The following is a 17,819-nucleotide window of genomic DNA, read 5'->3' on the forward strand; positions in this document are numbered from 1 at the left end:
GGTGGACACGGGGCACTCCGGGGTTCGAGTAGGGGACTCGCTACGACTGCGGGGCGGTGTACTCCGGACAGAGCCACTTCTCGAAGGCCAGCGGACCGTCCTGCGGGGGGACGGTCGTGTCGAACAACGGGTGCCACCCGGTCGCCAGGTAGAGCGCGGCCGCCTCGGGCTGACGGGGGCCCGTGGTCAGGTAGAGCCGCTCGTAGCCGCGGGCGGTCGCCCGGACCTCGAGCGCGGCGAGCACCTGGCGGGCCAGTCCACGGCGCCGGTGCGCCGAGCTGGTCCAGATCCGCTTGTACTCGGCGGTCCGGACGGTCGGGAGTCCGTCGTCGTCGCGCGTGCCGGGCCGGCTCAGCCGGTCCGCGTCACCGAGCTCGGGCTCGGCGCGCAGCCGGAACGCCCCTCCGGCCACCGGGACCTCGTCCTCCAGGAGCAGGATCAGGTCGCCGTCCGGCGCAGCGAACTGGTCGGCCGGGTACCGCTCCAGCTCGGCGTGCAGGTCATCCTCGGTGAAGTGCTCGGCGTACCGCGTGAGGTACTCGACCGCGAGCTCGTCCAGCATGGGCTTCACGGTCGGGTGCGTCAGCGGGTAGGAGCGCACCACCCGCACGTCGGTGGCCGTCATGCCGTGGCCGCGAACCGGTGAGCCGGGACCTGCAGGCCGAGGGTGTCCCGGAACGTGGTGCCGGGGTACTCGGACCGGAAGGCGTCCGACGCGCGGAGCACCGGCAGCACGCCCTCGACGAGCGCGACCAGGTCGGTCTGCACCGAGGCCGGGCGGATGGTGAACCCGTCGGCGGCCTCGGCGTCGAGCCAGTCGGTGACCAGCTCGGCGAACCCCGTGGAGGTGCCGACGAACGCGAGCGAGCCGGTGTCCCAGCTGACGCCTTCCAGGTCGGTGAGCATATCCAGGCGAGCCTGCGCGCTGGCGCTGTCCGGGCCGACGATCAGGTAGACGTCGACCAGGACGCGCACGTCGCGCGGGTCGCGGCCGGCCGCGACGACGGCGCCCAGGACGCGGGCCCGGGTCTGCGCGGCCTCGTCGCGGCTCGTCGCCCGGATGCGGATCACGTCCGCGTGCCGGCCGGCGAGCTCGATCTCCGCGGGCGTGGTGGCACGGACGACGACGGGCGGACGGCCCGTCGTCGGGCGCGCGCTGGTCTTCGTCTTGCCGGCCGCGAAGTTCACGCCGTCATGCGTGGTGAACCGCGGGCGGGCCACGGGCAGCTCGTCCGGCCGGTCCCAGAGCCGACCGACCGTGGCGGCGGCGGCGGATGCTCCCTGGACGGCGGCGGTCTGGGCCGAGGTGGAACGCGGACCGGCCGTCGGCACCTCGTCGAGACGCGTGCTCCAGGCGACCTGCCACCCGGCGCGACCGCCGCTGGCCTGGTCGATCGTCGCGATCGCCGTCGAGATGTGCGCGGGGGCGGTGTGCGTGGTGCCGACGGCCGCGACGATGCCGATGCCGTGCGTGCGCGGAGCCAGCCGCGCCGCGACGAGGGCCGCGTCGAGACGGTTCGTGCTGCCGCCGGGGTGCAGCGCGAAGTCGTCGTCGAACACGACGAAGTCGAGAGCGCCGCGCTGGGCGACGGCGACGAGCTCCTCGAGGCGGCCGGCGTCGAACAGGCGCTGGCCCTGCGAACCGTGGGTGCGCCAGGCGGCTGCGCGGGCGCCGGTGTCGGACAGGTCGACACCGAGATGGGCGTGCGTGGACACAGGGGTATCCGTTCATGGGGTGCGAAAAGGGGGTGCGCGCACCGATCTCGGGTGCGGCAGGGCGCGCCCCGTCAGGGGGCGAGCGGTGGTGGGACGGTGGCGCTGAGGGTCAGCGACAACACGAACGCGAGAGCATGGCGTCGCCACAGCTCGTGGAGCGGAGGGCTCCGATCGCGTTCATGGTCCGTCCTCTCGTCCCGGCACAGCCGGGGCTCACGTCGTTGCCGTGCGGGGGCTCGACGCCCTCCACGACCAGGTCCTCATCCGGGGCACCCCGCCACGCGGAGGGTTGCCATCCAGCTAGCCGGAGCTTCGCGCTGGAAATCTTGACCTTGTTGGTAGGAATTTAGGCGGCGTGTTTCCGGCACGTCAAATGGCTGGTCACATCGTGAGATCGGACGCGTTCGAGACAGCCCAGGGGAGCCGATCCTTCCTGGCGGGACACCGCGCAGCGGCCTACGGTCGGGCCGTGACGGACGATCCGATGGTCGACGGTGGGCAGGGCCGCAATGCGGCGAGGCTGAACTGGCTGCGCGCGGGGGTCCTCGGCGCCAACGACGGGATCATCTCGACCGCCGGCCTGATCCTCGGTGTCGCGGGCGCGACGTCGGCCATCGGCCCGATCCTGACGGCCGGCATCGCCGGGCTCGTCGCGGGCGCCGTCTCGATGGCGCTGGGCGAGTACGTCTCGGTGAGCAGCCAGCGTGACGCCGAGCGCGCGCTCATCGCCCAGGAGCGCCAGGAGCTTCTCGACGACCCCGACGGCGAGCTCGCGGAGCTGGCCGCGATCTACCGGTCGAAGGGCATCTCGCCAGCGACGGCCCGCCTGGTCGCCGCCGAGCTGACCGCGCACGATCCGGTGGCCGCCCATCTGGACGCCGAGCTCGGCCTCGACCCGGAGGCGCTCACCAACCCGACGCACGCCGCCGTGTCGTCGGGCATCTCCTTCACCGCCGGTGCGGCCCTGCCGATCCTGGCCGTCGCCCTCGCCCCCGCCCCCATCCGCATCCCGGTGACGTTCGTCGCCGTCCTCGTCGCGCTGGTGCTCACCGGCCAGATCAGCGCCCGGCTCGGCGGCGCGGGACACCGGCGCGCCGTGCTGCGTCTCGTCGTGGGTGGCGCCGCGGCGATGGCCGTGACCTACGCCATCGGGCAGCTGCTGGGGGTCAGCGGCATCTGAGCGGCACCGCGGGCAGCCGACGTCGCTACACGTACTCCGCGCGCCGCAGCCACCGCGTGGCCGCCGCACCCCAGACCGGGGGCAGGTAGAACGTGACGAGCCGGAAGGTGACGGCCGTGGAGACCGCGATCGCACTGGGGACGCCGATCGCCTGCAGGCAGATCGTCAGCCCGGCCTCGGCCACACCGACGCCGCCCGGGACGGGCATGAGGCCGGAGAACAGGGAAACGGCGGTGTTGATGAGGATGAGCTGCGAGAAGTGGGCGCTCTCCCCGAACGCCTGCAGGCACAGCCCGAGCACGGCGGCCTGGAGGAGCTGGGCCCCGAGGTTCCCCCCGAGCATCGCGGCGACCTTGCCGGGGCGGCGCAGCACCCCGAGCGCGGACCGGGCCGCGGTGGCCTGCTCCGCGAGCGCTGCTCGGAGGCGCGGGATCGTCGAGGTGAGCCGGTGGCGCAGCCGGGGGACGGCCAGGGTGACGACGACGGTGAGCACGAGCACCACTGCCAGCGCCGCGACGAGCGAGAGGCTCGTCGAGCCGGAGCCCGAGCCGCTCGAGCCGGTCAGCACGCGCTCGGTGAAGCCGGGCAGCCCGCTGAGAAGGATGACGAGGATGAGGGAGAGCTCCACGACGAAACCGCTGACGCTGTCGATGAGGCCGAACGACAGGGCGGTCGCGGCGGGGACGCCGAACTTCTGGAAGAACCGGACCTCGAGCGCGAGACGGGCGGCCGTCGCGGGGATCACGAGCGAGATGAACTGGATCGCGTACTGCAGCATCAGGACCGGGACGTACCGCAGGCGCGCCAGCGACGCCCCCATCGTCGCGGCGGCCGACCCGGTCTGGATGAAGGGTGAGAGCAGCAGCGCGGCGACCACCCAGGCCCAGCTGGCCGACGCGAGCGCGGAGACGACGCTGGCGAGGTCGATGCCCGCGAGCAGCGTGATCAGGAAGTAGACCAGGACCCCGACGAGCAGCAGCGTCCCGACCGACCTCGGCGTCACCCGACGCAGGCGTTCCAGCGGGACGTCCTCGACCCCGGCAGCCGCGACGGCGCTCGCCCTGAGCTCGTCCAGCGACCAGACCTGCTCGTCGAGGCCCGCGCGCGTCCCGTGCGCCAGCGCGGCGGGCTGCAGGTACGGCAGGACGTCGGCCAGCCCGTCGGCCTGCAACGCGGCCAGCGCCGCGGCGACCGCCCGCTGCGGGCCGACAGCCAGCGCGGTCGTCACGAGGAGCCGGGCCGCGTCCGTGCGCAGGTCGCCCTCGTCGGCGGCGGACGTCGCCGCGTCGAAGTCGGCGAGCGCGACGGTTCCGTCCGCACGGACGACGACCCGGCTGCCGTCGATGAGCCCGTGGGCGATGCCGGCGTCGTTCAGGGTGACCAGCGCACGCCACGCCTCCGCGAGCAGCGTGTCGGTGACCAGGTCGCGCTCGAGCTCGCCGAGCGTCGCGGCGGGGCTGTCGGTGACCAGGAGGGCATCGCCCTGGACGGCCATCCCCACGGCCACGACGCCGAGCGTCGCGACGTGCGCCTGCGCGGCCAGCAGGGTCATGAGCGCCTCGTGCTCGACCCGCGACCTGCGACGGCCGCCCACGTGCGCCCGCTCGCCGCGCCGGGTCAGAGCGGTCCACAGCGATCCGACGACCTGGCTGTCCCACGCGTCCCGCCCGTAGACCCGGACCAGCAGCGTCCGACCGTCCTGCGTGCGCGCCTCGAGCATGGTGCCCGCGGGGGCCCGCGCCGGGGCCGGCGTCACCCCGGTCACGGGGACACCGAGGTCCGCGAGCGCGACCTGCACCTCGCCATCCGTCAGCCGCCCCTGGGGAGACCCGAGCAGCAGGTGCGCGATCGCGGCCGCCGCGATGCCGATCGCGATGGCGGCGGCCGCCCCGAGCAGGTTCGTCGCGTCCAGGCCGACCGCGGCGAAGGCGCCGACGCCGAGCACCACCCGGCTCGCATACCTCCACGGTCGCGCCAGGTGCGGCGAGACCACGACGAGGATCGCGGTGAGGACCGCCACGCGGGTCGCGACGTAGACGGCCGGGGGCCCCGACGCGACGAAAGCACCCAGGCTGTCCGACGGGTCCGTCCCGGCCAGGGCACCGACGCCCATCGCTGCACCGAAGGCCACGGCACCGGCGATCGCCTGGTCGACGAGGAGCCGTCGCCGTCCCCGGCTCGTGGCAGGGAGCACGACGAGGGCGAGCGCCCACACCGCCAGGAGGGCGTAGGCGACGCTCCAGAACCATCCGAGCACGGGCTCGATCCGCATGAACCAGGTGTGCAGCGCGTCGTCGGCGCCCGACGGCCCCGGTGCGGCCAGGAGAAGCAGCACGAGCGCGACGACCGAGACGCCGAGCAGGAGGATGTCCGTCGGGCGCCGCAGGCGCGGTGCGTCAGGTGCGGACGACCAGACGCGGACGAGGCCACCCGCGCCTGCGCGGGCGCCATCCGATCTGTCGGTCATCGAGCCTCCTGGGCGCCGCCGCGGACATGTGCCGGCCACCCGCGCACCTCCTGCCCGAGAGGCTACTGGCGCAGAAGTCGTGCGCGAGGCAACTCTGGGGAGCGCCGCAGACGACCGAACCCCGGCGACGCCCGAGTGGCGCGCCCGCCGTGGTTCACGCCGGACGCCGACGCCTGACCCGGGGCGCGGCCTCTCAGCCTGCGGGGTCCCGCTCATCCTCACGGCGATGGCCCCCGGCCAGCACGCGCAGGTGCTCGAGGTCGATCGCGTCCTTGTCCGCCTCGGCGACCCGGACGGGCGTCGTCGCCACGAGCGTCGCGGTCCGCAGGCCACCCTCGAGCAGCGCCCGCTCGCCGAGGACCGCACCCGGGCCGACCTCCCCCACCGACGCGCCGTCGACCTCCACGCGGAGCACGCCGTCGAGCAGCAGGTAGAGGGCGTCGCCCGGCTCGCCCTGCCGGGTGAGAACGTCGCCCTCGCCGAGCCGGCGGACCCGGGGACGCGCGCCGCCGCGCATGATCGTCGCGGAGAGCTCGCGCTCGAGCGCGGTCTCCGCCGGCGAGACGAGCGCGGGGCCGTCCACGGAGTGCCACGGAGTCCGTGGCCCGAAGACGTGCTTCATCCACGTGTCCTGATCGGTGACCCCGCTCTTGGCCGCGAGCGCGCCGTCGGCGCCGTAGACCCAGTGGCGTGGGAACGGGCTGGCACCCACGAGCTCGACGGCGGCGGCACCGTCGGGGTGCACGGTCACCGCGAGGGTGGACCACACGGTCGGCGCCTGCCAGCGGACGAACGGCGCGTGCGGGACCGGCCGCGGCAGCGGGACACCGGTACGGCCCCCGACCGTCTGGACGTAACGGACCCCACCGTCGGGCGTCTGCTCCGGCTCGGGTCGCAGGACCGGCATCGACGCCGCGCGGAACGTGGCGCCCACCGCCGCGACCCGGACCGTCGTCGACCCCATCTCGAGGCCCGAGGCGGGGAGCAGGCCGGAGTCCCGCACCCGGCCGTCGGCGACGTCAGCCCAGACGCCGAGCACGTTGGCGAACCGGAATGCGTCGCCGTCGCGCAGCGCGACCACCTGGGCCGTACCCGCGAGCTGCTCGGGCGGCGGCGCGTCGTAGTGCGACAACCCCAGCCCGAAGCCGGCGCGCAACGGCCCGCTGACCGACTCCGACGGGATCCACGAGATGGTCACCCCGACCGCTTCGATGCGCATCGAACCCTCCGTCATGGCGGCGTCGCACGTCCGGACCGGGCCTGGCGCCGCTTCCCAGCATCGACCAGGAACGTGGTCCGCGTCATCAGATTCGGACACGCGTCCGTGTCACCCGAACGGGTGGTCCGCGTGCCATCGCGGCCCGGCGGCGGCCGCGCCTACCGTTAGGCACATGCCCGACCGGCCGACGACGACGGACGACCTCGCGGCGGTCGAGACCGCCGTGCGAGCGCTGGAGCAGCAGCGAGCGGTGCTGGGCGACGCCGTCGTCGAGACCGCTCTCGCGCCGCTCCTGGCGCGCCGTGACGCGCTGCTCGCCCAGCCCGGCGAGCAGCGCCGCCTGGTGACGGTCGTGTTCGCCGACCTCGTCGACTTCACCGTGCTGTCGCGGACGCTCGACGCCGAGGACACGCGCGCCGTGATGGACGGCTACTTCCGGCAGTGGCAGGCGGTCATCGAGCGCCACGGCGGGGTCGTCGAGAAGTTCATCGGCGATGCGGTGATGGCGGTGTTCGGGCTGTACCGCTCGCACGAGGATGACGCTCAGCGTGCGGTGCGGGCGGCACTTGAGATGCGCGACCTGCTGCCGGGGCTCGCGGCGTCGTTCGGCGGGGCACTCGGCGGCTCCCTGGCGGTGGCGCCGGAGCTGCAGATGCGCGTCGGGATCGACACCGGCGAGGTCGTGGTGAGCACGCTCGGTGAGCGGGCCGGGCACGAGTTCGTGGCGGTCGGTCAGACGGTGAACCGGGCGAGCCGGCTGCAGTCGGCGGCGCCCGTCGACGCGGTCCTCATCTCGGCACCGACGCACCGGCTGGTCCGCGGCCTCTTCTCGTTCGACGCGGCACCCGGCCTGGTGCTCAAGGGCATCAGCGAACCCGTCGACGCGTGGCGGGTGCTGGCAGAGCGGCCCCGCGCGTTCCGCGTCGAGCACGACGGCACCGTCGCGGGCGTCGCCGTGCCGACCGTCGGGCGTGAGCGTGAGCTGGCCGGCCTCCGGGAGGCGCTCGAGGACGTCACGGCCGAGAGCCGCTGGCGGATCGTCACGGTGCTCGGCGACGCGGGGGTCGGCAAGTCGCGGGTGCTGTTCGAGCTCGACCGCTGGCTGTCCGAGCGCCCCGAGAACACCTGGTGGCTGCGCGGGAGGGCGGCGCCCTCCGACGTCGACAGACCTCTCGCGCTTCTGCGCGACGTCATCGCGGGGCGCTTCGCGATCACGGACTCGGACCCGCCGGCGGCCGTGCGCCGCAAGCTGCGCGCCGGCTTCCACGTGCCCAGCCGACCGCCGGACACGCTCACCGACGAGGACCTCGCGGGATACGACGACGGCACCCTCGACACCAGCTCACCGCACGTGCGCGAGGCCGACGTCGTCGGTGCGTGGCTCGGGTTCGCGATGCCCGACGGAGTCGGAAACCTCTCACGTGACCCGCAGTCGCTGCGCACCGAGGCCACGGTCGCGCTCGGGCGGTTCCTCGTGCGGCTCAGCAAGGTCGCACCGGTCGTGGCGTTGCTCGAGGACCTGCACTGGGCCGACGACGCGTCGCTGCACTGGCTCGAGGCCGCCGACGAGGCGTTGGGCGACCGCCCCGTGCTCGTCGTCGCGACCGCGCGACCGTCCCTGCTGGACCGCCGCCCGCACTGGGGTGAGGGCCTCGCGCACCACAGCCGCCTGTCGCTCGAGCCACTGAGCCGACGACGCACACGCGAGCTTCTCGCGCGCATCCTCGGCGTCGACGAGCCGCCGGAGGCGCTGGACGCGCTCGTGGTGGACGCGTCGGAGGGCAACCCCTTCTACGTCGAGGAGCTCGTGTCGTGGCTGCTGGAGTCCGGGGGCCTGACGCGCGGCACGGGCGGCGCATTCACGGTCGATGAGGACGGCGCGTCGCACGTCGAGGTGCCGACGACGCTCCGGGGCGTCCTGCAGGCGCGGCTGGACACGCTCGGCCACGACGCGCGCGGCGCGCTGGAGCGGGCGGCGGTGGTGGGTCGGGTGTTCTGGGACGACGCGGTGGCGACGCTGGTGCCCGAGCCCGTCGAAGCGCTCGACCCCGTGCTGGCCGACCTGCGCCGGCACGAGCTGGTGCGGCGCCGCGCGACGTCGACGTTCGACGCGACGGCCGAGTACATGTTTGCGCACGCGCTGCTCCGCGACGTCGCCTACGAGGGGGTCCTGCGCGCGCACCGCCGGGACTTCCACCGCCTGGCAGCAGGCTGGCTGACGCGCGTGACGGAGCGGAGCGGGCGCACCGACGAGTACGCCGGCGTCATCGCGGAGCACCTCGAGCTGGCCGGCGACGCACGGGCCGCCGACTGGTACCTGCGGGCCGGCCGCCGTGCCGCCGCGGTGCACGCTGCGGAGGAGGCCGAGCGACTCCTCGGGCGCGCGCTCGCCGTGGCACCGCCGGACGGCACGGCGCTGCGGTTCGACGCGACCCTCGAGCGCTGGAGCTCGCGCGACCGCAGCGGTGACCGCGCCGGCCAGGCCGAGGACCAGGCCGTGCTCGACGAGCTCGCGACCGCGCTCCCGGGCGACGACCGGCGGCACGTCCACCTCGCGCTGTCCCGGTCCCGGCGGGCGTTCGAGATCAGCGACTACGGTCCGGCGGCCGAGCGGGCGCTCGACGCCGTGGAGCTCGCGCGCGGCCTCGATGCCGACGACCTGCTCCCTGACGCGCTGCTCGCGGCCGGCATGGCGCTGGTCTGGGGCAACGACCTCGACGCCGCCCAGCCCGCCCTGACCGAAGCACTGGCCACCGCGCGCGCCGTCGGGAACGCCCGCGTCGAGGCGGAGGCGTTGCGGTACCTGTCGATGGTCACGATGAACCGCGGCGACTACGCACGCGCCCTCGAGCTGCTCGACCAGTCGCACCAGGTCGCCGTCCGTCACGGGGACGTCGACCAGCAGACCCGCACCCTGCTCCAGACGTCGCAGCTGTCCTTCTACCTGGGCCGGTACGAGGAGGCTCTGGCGACGTCCGAACGGGCCCTGCCGCGAGTCCGGGCGTCGGGCTACCGATACGCGGTCACGGTCGCGCTCGGCAACCTCGCATCGTTCGCGTTCGTCACCGGGCGCATCGCGGACTCGTACCGGTGGGCGCGCGAGTCCCTGACGCTCGCGCTCACCCTCAACGACGAGGACGCCCAGGCCGTCGCGCGGTACAACCTGGGCACGGTCGCGTACCGGCTCGGCGATCTCACGACCGCGCGGACGGAGCTGCTCGGCGTTGCCGCCAACGCGGAGTCGCTGGGACGCGTCGACTACGCGATGGCCGTGTCCGGCGTCCTCGCGATGGTCGAGCTCGACGACGGCCGGCCCGACGAGGCGCTGGCGCGGGTCGAGCAGACCCTGGCGCTGGCCGCCGAGGCGACGAGCCCGAAGGAGACCTCCGAGGCGCTGATCCAGTGCGCCTGGGTGCTGATGGACCTCGGGGACGTCGACCGCGCGGCAGACGTGCTCGAGCGCGCCCGTCCGGCCGTCGAGGGCGCCGCCGACCACCACGCCCTGGTGCTCGAGCACGCGGCTGCCCTGGTCCGGGTCGCGTCGGAACGGGGGCAGGTCGAGGAGGCCGCGCGCGGGGCGGAGGCGCTCGTCGAGTCGCTCGGGGTGACGGTGCTGCACGCGTGCGCGCGGCCCGCAGGCGTGCTGGCGGCGTGCCGGCGGGCGCTCGACGACGCGGGTGACCCGCGCGCACCGGCCGTCGCCCGGCTCGGCGAGGAGTTCACCGCGAGCGTGCACGCGGCCGCGTCGGAGCTGGGGCTTCCTCGAGCTCGAGGAGCCTGACGCAGCCTGAGCACCCGTGCGCGGGACGACGAAGTCGGGTCGGTCTCCCGCAGGAGACCGACCCGGCTTCGTCCACCGCGGTGTTCCACGTTCGCGAAACACCCTGGCTGGCTGGCGGTAGCGGTGGGCTTGGGTCGCTGGTCTTCTACCAACTTGGACTGGTTGGACGATCCTGGCTCTGACCTCGTGCGATGCGCGTGCTCGGCATGCATCGGGTTGCACGGTCTCAGACGCAGGTGGACTTCAAAGAGGAGAGCAATCGGCGACCTCTCAGCAGCAGGGCCGCTTCGACGCGACCGAACGATGCCGGAGCACATGAGGCAGCCGGACGGCCGAGTCAGGGGTGGCGCGAGCCTCGCGCATCGACGCCATAGGCGCCCTTGACGCGGAGCGGAGACGGCCCATACTTGGCGGTCGGCGCGAGGCGGCGGGCAGGACGGTACAGCGGCGACGGCAGCAACTGCAGAAGCTACGTCGCCGGCCCAGTTTCCATGCCAGACCGTCGCCACACCGACGCCGCCACGGTCTACGAACAGCGTAAGTTCGACGCCAACAGCCGCTCAGACGCCCCGCGCGTCTTCGCTCCACGGCACGTCTCATCTGCTTGCTTGAGGACGTCCGGCGGTCGAGTTTGCTTCGCCAGGAGCGTCATATCCACACGAAGCGACACTCGGAGCGGGTGCCGCCGCCGACTGCGGCGCGACGGAGCGCAACTACGCGCGACGAGATCAGCACTGAGCTGAGGTCGTCACCAGCAACGCTTCGAGGCCGTCCGGTGGCGGCGCCTGCGAGGCGAAGCGGTCCGAGTCGCGGGGGACTGCGGTGGCAACGACGCCGTAGTCGCCGCGGCACCAGCGCGCTTGCACGTGGTGCCAGCCGTCCTCCTGCAGGCTCGCTTCGAACGTGGCGACCGAGGCCGCCCCGTCCGGAACCGAGTACAGCCGCTCGACATACGAGCACCCCTGGGTGCACCAGTCGTTCGGGTAGGAATCGACCGACATCAGATGTGCGTCCGAGGGAACCGGCAAGTTCGCCGAGACCTCATTGACCCGTTCGATGCTCGGCTGGGCCAGCTGCGCCACACCGAGCCCGATCAGGACTATGACGACCGCGAAGCCGGCGGTGAGCGCAGCCCGGCGTCGCGCGGGCCGCAAAATCGCCCACGCGAGCACGATCAGTGGCGCGAACGCGAGAACGCACCACAACCAGCCCCAGGTTTGCCCGGCCGTGCCTGATAGCAGCAGTACCGCGCCGGCGACGAGCACCCACAGCACGCTGATGACGGCAAGCATGGGCACGCGCACCCACCAGCGGGCTCGTTTGGGCGAGTCCACTGTCGGGTGCGATGCCCCTGCTTGCTCAATCATCGTGCTCCTTCGGTTGGTCAGGCGTCGCCGCTGGCGGTCACCTTGCCACTGGACGAGATGCATCCTGCGTTTACCGAGCCGGTGAGTGTCGTCGCGTCCTGAGTCGTGACTGTGCCGGGTGCCGAGAGGCGCACATCGAGCAGCGGATCGAACGTCGTGTGCGCAGACAGGTTGATGCCTGTGCTCGACGAGCACGCGGAGTGTTCGCCGGGCACGAGCAGCTGGACCGAGTGCGGTGCACCGTCCGCCGTCAGCACGGTCAACCCGTTGACCGAGCTGAACTGGTCGGCGTAGATCACCACGTCAGCTGAGACCCGCAGCGTCACTTGCTGCAGGGCGACCGACGCGCAGTTCGACGTGACCCGGCGCGCGTCAAGACAGTCGGCGAGGCGATGGTGACGTCTGCGCCGTTCGCGCTTGACGCCCAAGGCTGCGGCGCCGGGCATGATCAACCAACCGAGGGCAAAACGGAGGCCACAGACCGGAGTTGCTGCTGGTCAGGGCACTGCGTTCACTGGCGGTGCGGTAGCGCACGACTTCCGTCGGAGGGTGGCGAGAAGGTTGGTCCGGTCGGACGATCTGGTGCGTGACCTGGTCGGAATCTTGTGCGGTTGTGCACCGGGTTGCGGGTTGACGCGCCCCTTCGGTCCGCAAAGTGGAGTCGAATTCGGTGAGTTCGAGGGCAAAACGAGGGCCCTGACCGACATTGCTGCTGGTCAGAGCCCTCGTTCGCTGCCGGTGCGGTAGCGGTGGGATTTGAACCCACGGTGGACTTTCACCCACACACGCTTTCGAGGCGTGCTCCTTAGGCCGCTCGGACACGCTACCTCGGGGAGAACGGTACCTGGTGTTGGGCCGTGCCTCCGAATCGGGCCCATCGGCCGACGACGACGCACGAGCGACGTACGGTGGAGCGGTGAGCACGAGCGACGCCCTCCCGATGACCGCCGGGTCGCTGGCGGAGGTGGTGGACGTGCTCGCCGGGCACCGGTTGGCCGTGCTGACGGGGGCGGGGGTGTCGACGGACTCCGGGATCCCCGACTACCGCGGGCCCGACTCGCCGCAGCGCACCCCGATGACGTTCCAGCAGTTCACGGGCGACGAGGGGTTCCGGCGGCACTACTGGGCGCGCAACCATGTGGGCTGGAAGCACGTGCACCGCACGATCCCGAACGCGGGGCACCGAGCGCTGGCGGCGCTGGAGCACCGGGGGGTGGTCACCGGGCTCATCACGCAGAACGTCGACCTGCTGCACGAGGCGGCGGGCAGCCGGCACGTGATCGACCTGCACGGGCGGTACGACCGGGTGCGGTGCCTGTCGTGCGGCACGGTCATCAGCCGGTCGGACCTGGCGGCGCGGCTCGACCTCCTGAACCCCGGGTTCATGGAGGCCGTGGCGGACATCGAGATCGCGCCCGACGCCGACGCCGTGATCGAGAAGACGAGCCACTTCGTGATCGCCGACTGCGCGGTCTGCGGCGGGATGCTCAAGCCCGACATCGTCTACTTCGGCGAGACCGTGCCGCGGGAGCGGGTGGACCGGGCCTACGCGATGGTCGACGCCGCCGACGCGCTGCTGGTGGCCGGGTCGTCGCTGACGGTGCAGTCCGGGCTCCGGTTCGTGCGGCACGCGGCCCAGACCGGCAAGCCGATCGTCGTCGTCAACCGGGGCGCGACGAGGGGCGACAAGTACGCGGCCGTGACGCTCGACGCGGGCACGTCCGAGACGCTCACGGACCTGTCGGAGACGCTTCCAGCCGCACGATGACCGCCTTCGAGACGGGCGTGTTGCTGCCGAGCGCCGTGCTCGACAGCGAGACGAGCACGTTCGCCTCCGGGAAGTACGCGGCCGCGCAGCCGCGGGAGGTCGGGTAGGCGACGACGCGCTGGTGGCGCAGGACGCGGTCGGGCTCGCCCGGCCACTCGCTGTGCAGGTCGACGCGTTGCCCGTCCGACAGGCCCAGCTCGAGAAGGTCGGCAGGGTTGACGAAGACCACGTCGCGACCGCCGTGGATGCCGCGGTACCGGTCGTTCAGGCTGTACGTCGTCGTGTTGAACTGGTCGTGCGAGCGGATCGTCTGCAGGATCAGCCGGCCCGGCGGGCACTCGACGGGGACGAGGTCGTTGACCGTGATCATGGCCTTGCCGGTGCTCGTCGCGAAGGTCCGGGAGTCCCGCGGGCCGTTCGGCAGCACGAAGCCACCACGGTGCCGGATGCGCTCGTTGAAGTCCTCGAAGCCGGGGACCACGCGCGAGATGGACGAACGGATCGTGTCGTAGGACCGCTCGAAACCAGCCCAGTCGATCGGGCCGTCGTCCCCGAGCACCGCCCGGGCCAGACGCGTGACGATCGAGACCTCCGAGAGCAGCATGTCGGACACCGGCGGGACGGCGCCGTGCGTGGCGTGCACCGCACAGACCGAGTCCTCGACGGACAGGAACTGTGGCCCGCTCTCCTGCAGGTCCACGTCCGTGCGCCCGAGCGTCGGCAGGATCAGCGCCTCCGCGCCCGTCACCACGTGCGACCGGTTGAGCTTGGTCGACACCTGCACGGTCAGCTCGGTCCCGCGCATCGCGGCCTCGGCCGCCGCGGTGTCGGAGATCGCCGCGACGAGGTTGCCACCGAGGGCGAACCAGACCTTGATCTCTCCGCGCCGCATCGCCTCGATCGACTGCACCGAGTCCAGTCCGTGCCTGCGCGGGGGCTCGAAGGAGAACTCGGCGGCCAAGGCGTCCAGGAAGCGGTCGGGCATCCGCTCCCAGATGCCCATCGTGCGGTCGCCCTGCACGTTGCTGTGCCCGCGGATCGGAGACGCGCCCGCGCCCGGCTTGCCGATGTTGCCGCGCAGCAGGAGCAGGTTGACGATCTCCTTGATCGTGTCGACGCCCTTGCGGTGCTGCGTGATGCCCATCGCCCACGTGATGATCACGCATTCCGCGGCCAGGTACCGGTCGGCGAGCTCGTCCATCTCCTCCAGGGTGAGCCCCGTGGCCGCGAGGACCTCGTCCTGGTCGAGCTGGTCGAGGTGCGCGCGGAGCTCGTCGAGACCCAGCGTGTGCTCCGACAGGAACTCGTGATCGAGGACGGTGCCGGGGTTGCGGGACTCGGCCTCGAGCACCCGCCGCGACAGGTGCTGCAGCAGCGCCATGTCGCCGCCCGACCGGATCTGCAGGAACTGGTCGGCCATGTCCGTGCCGCGGCCGACGATGCCGCGCACGGTCTTCGGGTTCTTGTACCGGCGCAGGCCCGCCTCAGGCAGCGGGTTGACGGACACGATCGCCGCGCCGGCCCGCTTGGCGTCCTCGAGCGCGTTGAGCATCCGCGGGTGGTTGGTGCCCGGGTTCTGGCCCATCACGATGATGAGGTCGGCCTTCTCGAAGTCGTCGTACGCGATCGTCGACTTCCCGATGCCCAGCGTCTCGAGCATCGCGGTGCCCGTGGACTCGTGGCACATGTTGGAGCAGTCGGGCAGGTTGTTGGTACCGAACGCGCGCACGAACAGCTGGTAGACGAACGCCGTCTCGTTGGCGGTCCGGCCGCTCGTGTAGAACGCCGCCTGGTCGGGCGAGTCGAGGCCGTTCAGCTTCGACGCGACGAGCCGGAGGGCGGACGCCCAGGAGATCGGCTCGTAGTGGTCGCTGCCCGCCGCCTTGTGGACCGGCTCGACCAGCCGCCCCTGCTGACCGAGCCAGTACTCCGACCTCGACGCGAGCTCCGTGAGCGAGTGCGCGGCCCAGAACTCGGTCGGCACGGTCAGCGTCGTGGCCTCCCACGTCACCGCCCGCGCCCCGTTCTCGCAGAACTCCGCCCGCGCACGGTGGCCGGGGTCCGGCCACGCGCAGCTCATGCAGTCGAACCCGTCCTTCTGGTTCACGCGGCTGAGCAGGCGCAGCGTGCGGCTCGGCCCGAGGTCTCCCAGCGCGTAGGACATCGCGCTGGTGACCCCCGGCAGCCCCACGGCCCAGGACTCCGGGGGCTCGACCCGCATCCGGTCGTACGACGGGTCCTCGACCGGCGGCTTGCGGGGCACTAGACGCGCACCCCGGCCGGCACGCGGTCCGGCCTCGCGTAGACGACCATCGACGCCCCGCGCAGGAACCCGACCAGCGTGATGCCGGCCTCGGTCGCCAGCTCGGCGGCGAGCGACGACGGCGCGGACACGGACGCGAGGACGGGGATGCCCGCCATGAGCGCCTTCTGCGTGAGCTCGAACGACGACCGTCCCGAGACCATGAGCACGGTACCCCGCAACGGCAGCAGCCCGCGCGTCAGCGCCCACCCGACCACCTTGTCCACCGCGTTGTGCCGGCCGACGTCCTCGCGCACCACCAGCAGCTCGCCGGACGAGCCGTCGAACAGTCCCGCCGCGTGCAGCCCACCGGTCTTGTCGAACACCGACTGCTGCTCCCGGAGCCGGTCGGGGAACGTCGCCAGCAGGTCCGCCCGGACGGCGAGGGGGTCGTCGGAGACGGAGAAGTGGGAGTGCGTGCGGACCGCGTCGATGCTCGCCTTGCCGCACAACCCGCACGAGGACGTCGTGTAGAAGTTCCGTTCGAGGCCCGGGTCGGGCGCCGGGACGCCACGGCCGAGGGTCACGTCCAGGACGTTGTACGTGTTCAGGCCCTCGTCGGTCGCGCCGGCGCAGTACCGCGCCGCGGCGAAGTCGTCAGGCCCGGCGACCACGCCTTCCGACACCAGGAACCCCGCGGCGAGCTCGACGTCGTGACCGGGCGTGCGCATCGTGACCGCCAGGGGACGGCCACCGATGCGGATCTCGAGCGGCTCCTCGGCCGCCAGGATGTCCTCGGCCGGGCGGGCGCCGCGCTCGACGTCGACCCGCGTGACCTGTCGCCGCACCGCGATTCTCTGCACCACTCGATGCTAGGTCCGATGCGTCTCGAAGAAGGCTCGCAGCAGCGCCGAGCACTCGTCCGCGCGCACACCCCCCACCACCTCGACGCGATGGTTCAGCCGCCGGTCGCGGACCACGTCCCACTGCGACCCGCACGCGCCCGCCTTCGGGTCCCACGCACCGAGGACCAGCCGCGGGACACGCGCGAGGACGGTCGCCCCCGCGCACATCAGGCACGGCTCCAGGGTCACGACGAGGGTGCAGTCGTCGAGGCGCCAGCGTCCCAGCGCGCTCGCGGCCCCCCGCAGGGCGTGCACCTCGGCGTGCCCGGTGGGGTCGTGGGCGGCCTCGCGCGTGTTGTGCCCGCGGCCGACCACCTCGCCGGACGGGCCCAGCACGACCGCGCCGACCGGCACGTCGGCGGTCAGCAGGGCCAGCCGGGCCTCGTCGAGGGCGAGACCCATCGCGGCGGCGTCGGCAGGCAGAGGCATGCCGCACATCCTCCCAGCAGGTCCGGGCCGGTAGGTTGTCGCCATGCGCCTGCACGTCGCGGACCACCCGCTGGTCGCCCACAAGCTCACCGTCCTGCGTAACGTCAACACACCGTCGCCCACGTTCCGGCTCCTGGTCGACGAGCTGGTGACGCTGCTGGCCTACGAGGCCACGCGCGACGTCCGCACCGAGCCGTACGACATCGTCACGCCGGTCGCACCGACGACGGGGACCAGGCTCGCCGACCCGCAGCCGATCGTCGTGCCCATCCTGCGGGCCGGCCTGGGCATGCTCGACGGGATGACGCGCGTGCTGCCCACCGCCGAGGTCGGTTTCCTCGGCATGCAGCGCGACGAGCAGACGCTCGAGGCGATCACGTACGCCAACCGGCTGCCCGACGACCTGTCCGGCCGCCAGTGCTTCCTCCTCGACCCCATGCTGGCCACCGGCGGCACGCTCGTCGCCGCCATCGACTACCTGCTCCAGCGCGGGGCGCGGGATGTCACGGCCGTCTGCCTGCTGGCCGCGCCCGAGGGTCTGGCCGTGGTCGAGCAGTTCGTCGGCGACCGCGCCGACGTGAAGGTCGTCGTCGCGGCCGTCGACGAGCGTCTGAACGAGAAGGCGTACATCGTCCCCGGCCTCGGCGACGCCGGCGACCGGCTGTACGGCATCGTCTGACCGCGTCCACCCGCTGGGACGTGGGGATAAACCCTTCCGCGCGCGGCGGCCGCGTGGCACAGTCCC

The 17,819-nt window shown here is 72.8% G+C and carries 13 protein-coding genes, 1 tRNA gene and 1 riboswitch; of the genes, 4 read left to right on the forward strand and 10 right to left on the reverse strand.

The genetic code is table 11. The features are described 5' to 3' along the window. Positions 1–40: 40 nt before the first annotated feature. Together ACPPVS_RS17195 and ACPPVS_RS17200 are read right to left on the reverse strand one after the other, a co-directional pair. Positions 41–625, reverse strand: a complete 585-nt coding sequence (locus ACPPVS_RS17195) for a GNAT family N-acetyltransferase (protein ID WP_426593442.1) — start codon at positions 623–625, stop codon at positions 41–43. After that, complete coding sequence (locus ACPPVS_RS17200) at positions 622–1,716, reverse strand: LLM class flavin-dependent oxidoreductase (protein ID WP_426593443.1); 1,095 nt, start codon at positions 1,714–1,716, stop codon at positions 622–624. Before ACPPVS_RS17200 ends, ACPPVS_RS17195 begins: the two co-directional genes overlap by 4 nt. Positions 1,717–1,928: 212 nt before the next feature. Beyond that, positions 1,929–2,048: riboswitch (SAM riboswitch) on the reverse strand. Between the two features lie 152 nt (positions 2,049–2,200). On the opposite strand from ACPPVS_RS17200, the gene ACPPVS_RS17205 reads away from it, so the two are divergent. After that, positions 2,201–2,896, forward strand: a complete 696-nt coding sequence (locus ACPPVS_RS17205; RefSeq protein WP_426596018.1) for a VIT1/CCC1 transporter family protein — start codon at positions 2,201–2,203, stop codon at positions 2,894–2,896. Positions 2,897–2,921: 25 nt separating this feature from the next. Here the strand turns inward: ACPPVS_RS17205 and ACPPVS_RS17210 are convergent, their stop codons facing one another. Further along, positions 2,922–5,363 (reverse strand): lysylphosphatidylglycerol synthase domain-containing protein, encoded by a 2,442-nt coding sequence (locus ACPPVS_RS17210; RefSeq protein ID WP_426593444.1) that lies wholly within the window; start codon positions 5,361–5,363, stop codon positions 2,922–2,924. A gap of 193 nt (positions 5,364–5,556) precedes the next feature. After that, positions 5,557–6,582, reverse strand: a complete 1,026-nt coding sequence (locus tag ACPPVS_RS17215; RefSeq protein WP_426593445.1) for a cyclic nucleotide-binding domain-containing protein — start codon at positions 6,580–6,582, stop codon at positions 5,557–5,559. 172 nt (positions 6,583–6,754) lie between these two features. Between ACPPVS_RS17215 and ACPPVS_RS17220 the strand changes: the two genes are divergently transcribed. Then, positions 6,755–10,363 (forward strand): ATP-binding protein, encoded by a 3,609-nt coding sequence (locus ACPPVS_RS17220; RefSeq protein WP_426593446.1) that lies wholly within the window; start codon positions 6,755–6,757, stop codon positions 10,361–10,363. 728 nt (positions 10,364–11,091) lie between these two features. Here the strand turns inward: ACPPVS_RS17220 and ACPPVS_RS17225 are convergent. The 3 genes from ACPPVS_RS17225 to ACPPVS_RS17235 all read right to left on the reverse strand — a co-directional run bounded on the left by ACPPVS_RS17225 (position 11,092) and on the right by ACPPVS_RS17235 (position 12,558). Further along, positions 11,092–11,655, reverse strand: coding sequence for a hypothetical protein (locus ACPPVS_RS17225; protein ID WP_426593447.1), 564 nt, complete (start codon positions 11,653–11,655; stop codon positions 11,092–11,094). A 92-nt stretch (positions 11,656–11,747) separates the two neighbouring features. Continuing rightward, entirely contained in the window at positions 11,748–12,182 is a 435-nt protein-coding gene (locus ACPPVS_RS17230) for a hypothetical protein (RefSeq protein ID WP_426593448.1), read from the reverse strand. 289 nt (positions 12,183–12,471) lie between these two features. Next, positions 12,472–12,558: transfer RNA gene (locus tag ACPPVS_RS17235), tRNA-Ser, on the reverse strand. Positions 12,559–12,670: 112 nt separating this feature from the next. Here ACPPVS_RS17235 and ACPPVS_RS17240 point away from each other — a divergent pair. Beyond that, a complete protein-coding gene (locus tag ACPPVS_RS17240; protein ID WP_426596020.1) occupies positions 12,671–13,498 on the forward strand; it encodes an NAD-dependent protein deacetylase in 828 nt (275 codons plus the stop codon). Here ACPPVS_RS17240 and ACPPVS_RS17245 read toward each other — a convergent pair. Genes ACPPVS_RS17245 through ACPPVS_RS17255 form a run of 3 tightly spaced genes read right to left on the reverse strand, consistent with a single transcriptional unit; the run spans position 13,461 to position 17,074 of the window. Then, a complete protein-coding gene (locus ACPPVS_RS17245) occupies positions 13,461–15,719 on the reverse strand; it encodes an FdhF/YdeP family oxidoreductase (RefSeq protein WP_426596022.1) in 2,259 nt (752 codons plus the stop codon). The two genes, ACPPVS_RS17240 and ACPPVS_RS17245, sit on opposite strands and share 38 nt — an antisense overlap. A 41-nt stretch (positions 15,720–15,760) precedes the next feature. After that, a complete protein-coding gene (fdhD, locus tag ACPPVS_RS17250; RefSeq protein WP_426593449.1) occupies positions 15,761–16,603 on the reverse strand; it encodes a formate dehydrogenase accessory sulfurtransferase FdhD in 843 nt (280 codons plus the stop codon). 9 nt (positions 16,604–16,612) lie between these two features. Continuing rightward, positions 16,613–17,074 (reverse strand): nucleoside deaminase, encoded by a 462-nt coding sequence (locus tag ACPPVS_RS17255; RefSeq protein ID WP_426593450.1) that lies wholly within the window; start codon positions 17,072–17,074, stop codon positions 16,613–16,615. A gap of 43 nt (positions 17,075–17,117) precedes the next feature. Between ACPPVS_RS17255 and upp the strand changes: the two genes are divergently transcribed. Next, positions 17,118–17,753, forward strand: a complete 636-nt coding sequence (gene upp / locus ACPPVS_RS17260) for a uracil phosphoribosyltransferase (protein WP_426593451.1) — start codon at positions 17,118–17,120, stop codon at positions 17,751–17,753. Positions 17,754–17,819: the final 66 nt, after the last annotated feature.

It is taken from the genome of Cellulomonas sp. McL0617, assembly GCF_049994875.1.
Lineage (GTDB): Bacteria > Actinomycetota > Actinomycetes > Actinomycetales > Cellulomonadaceae > Cellulomonas.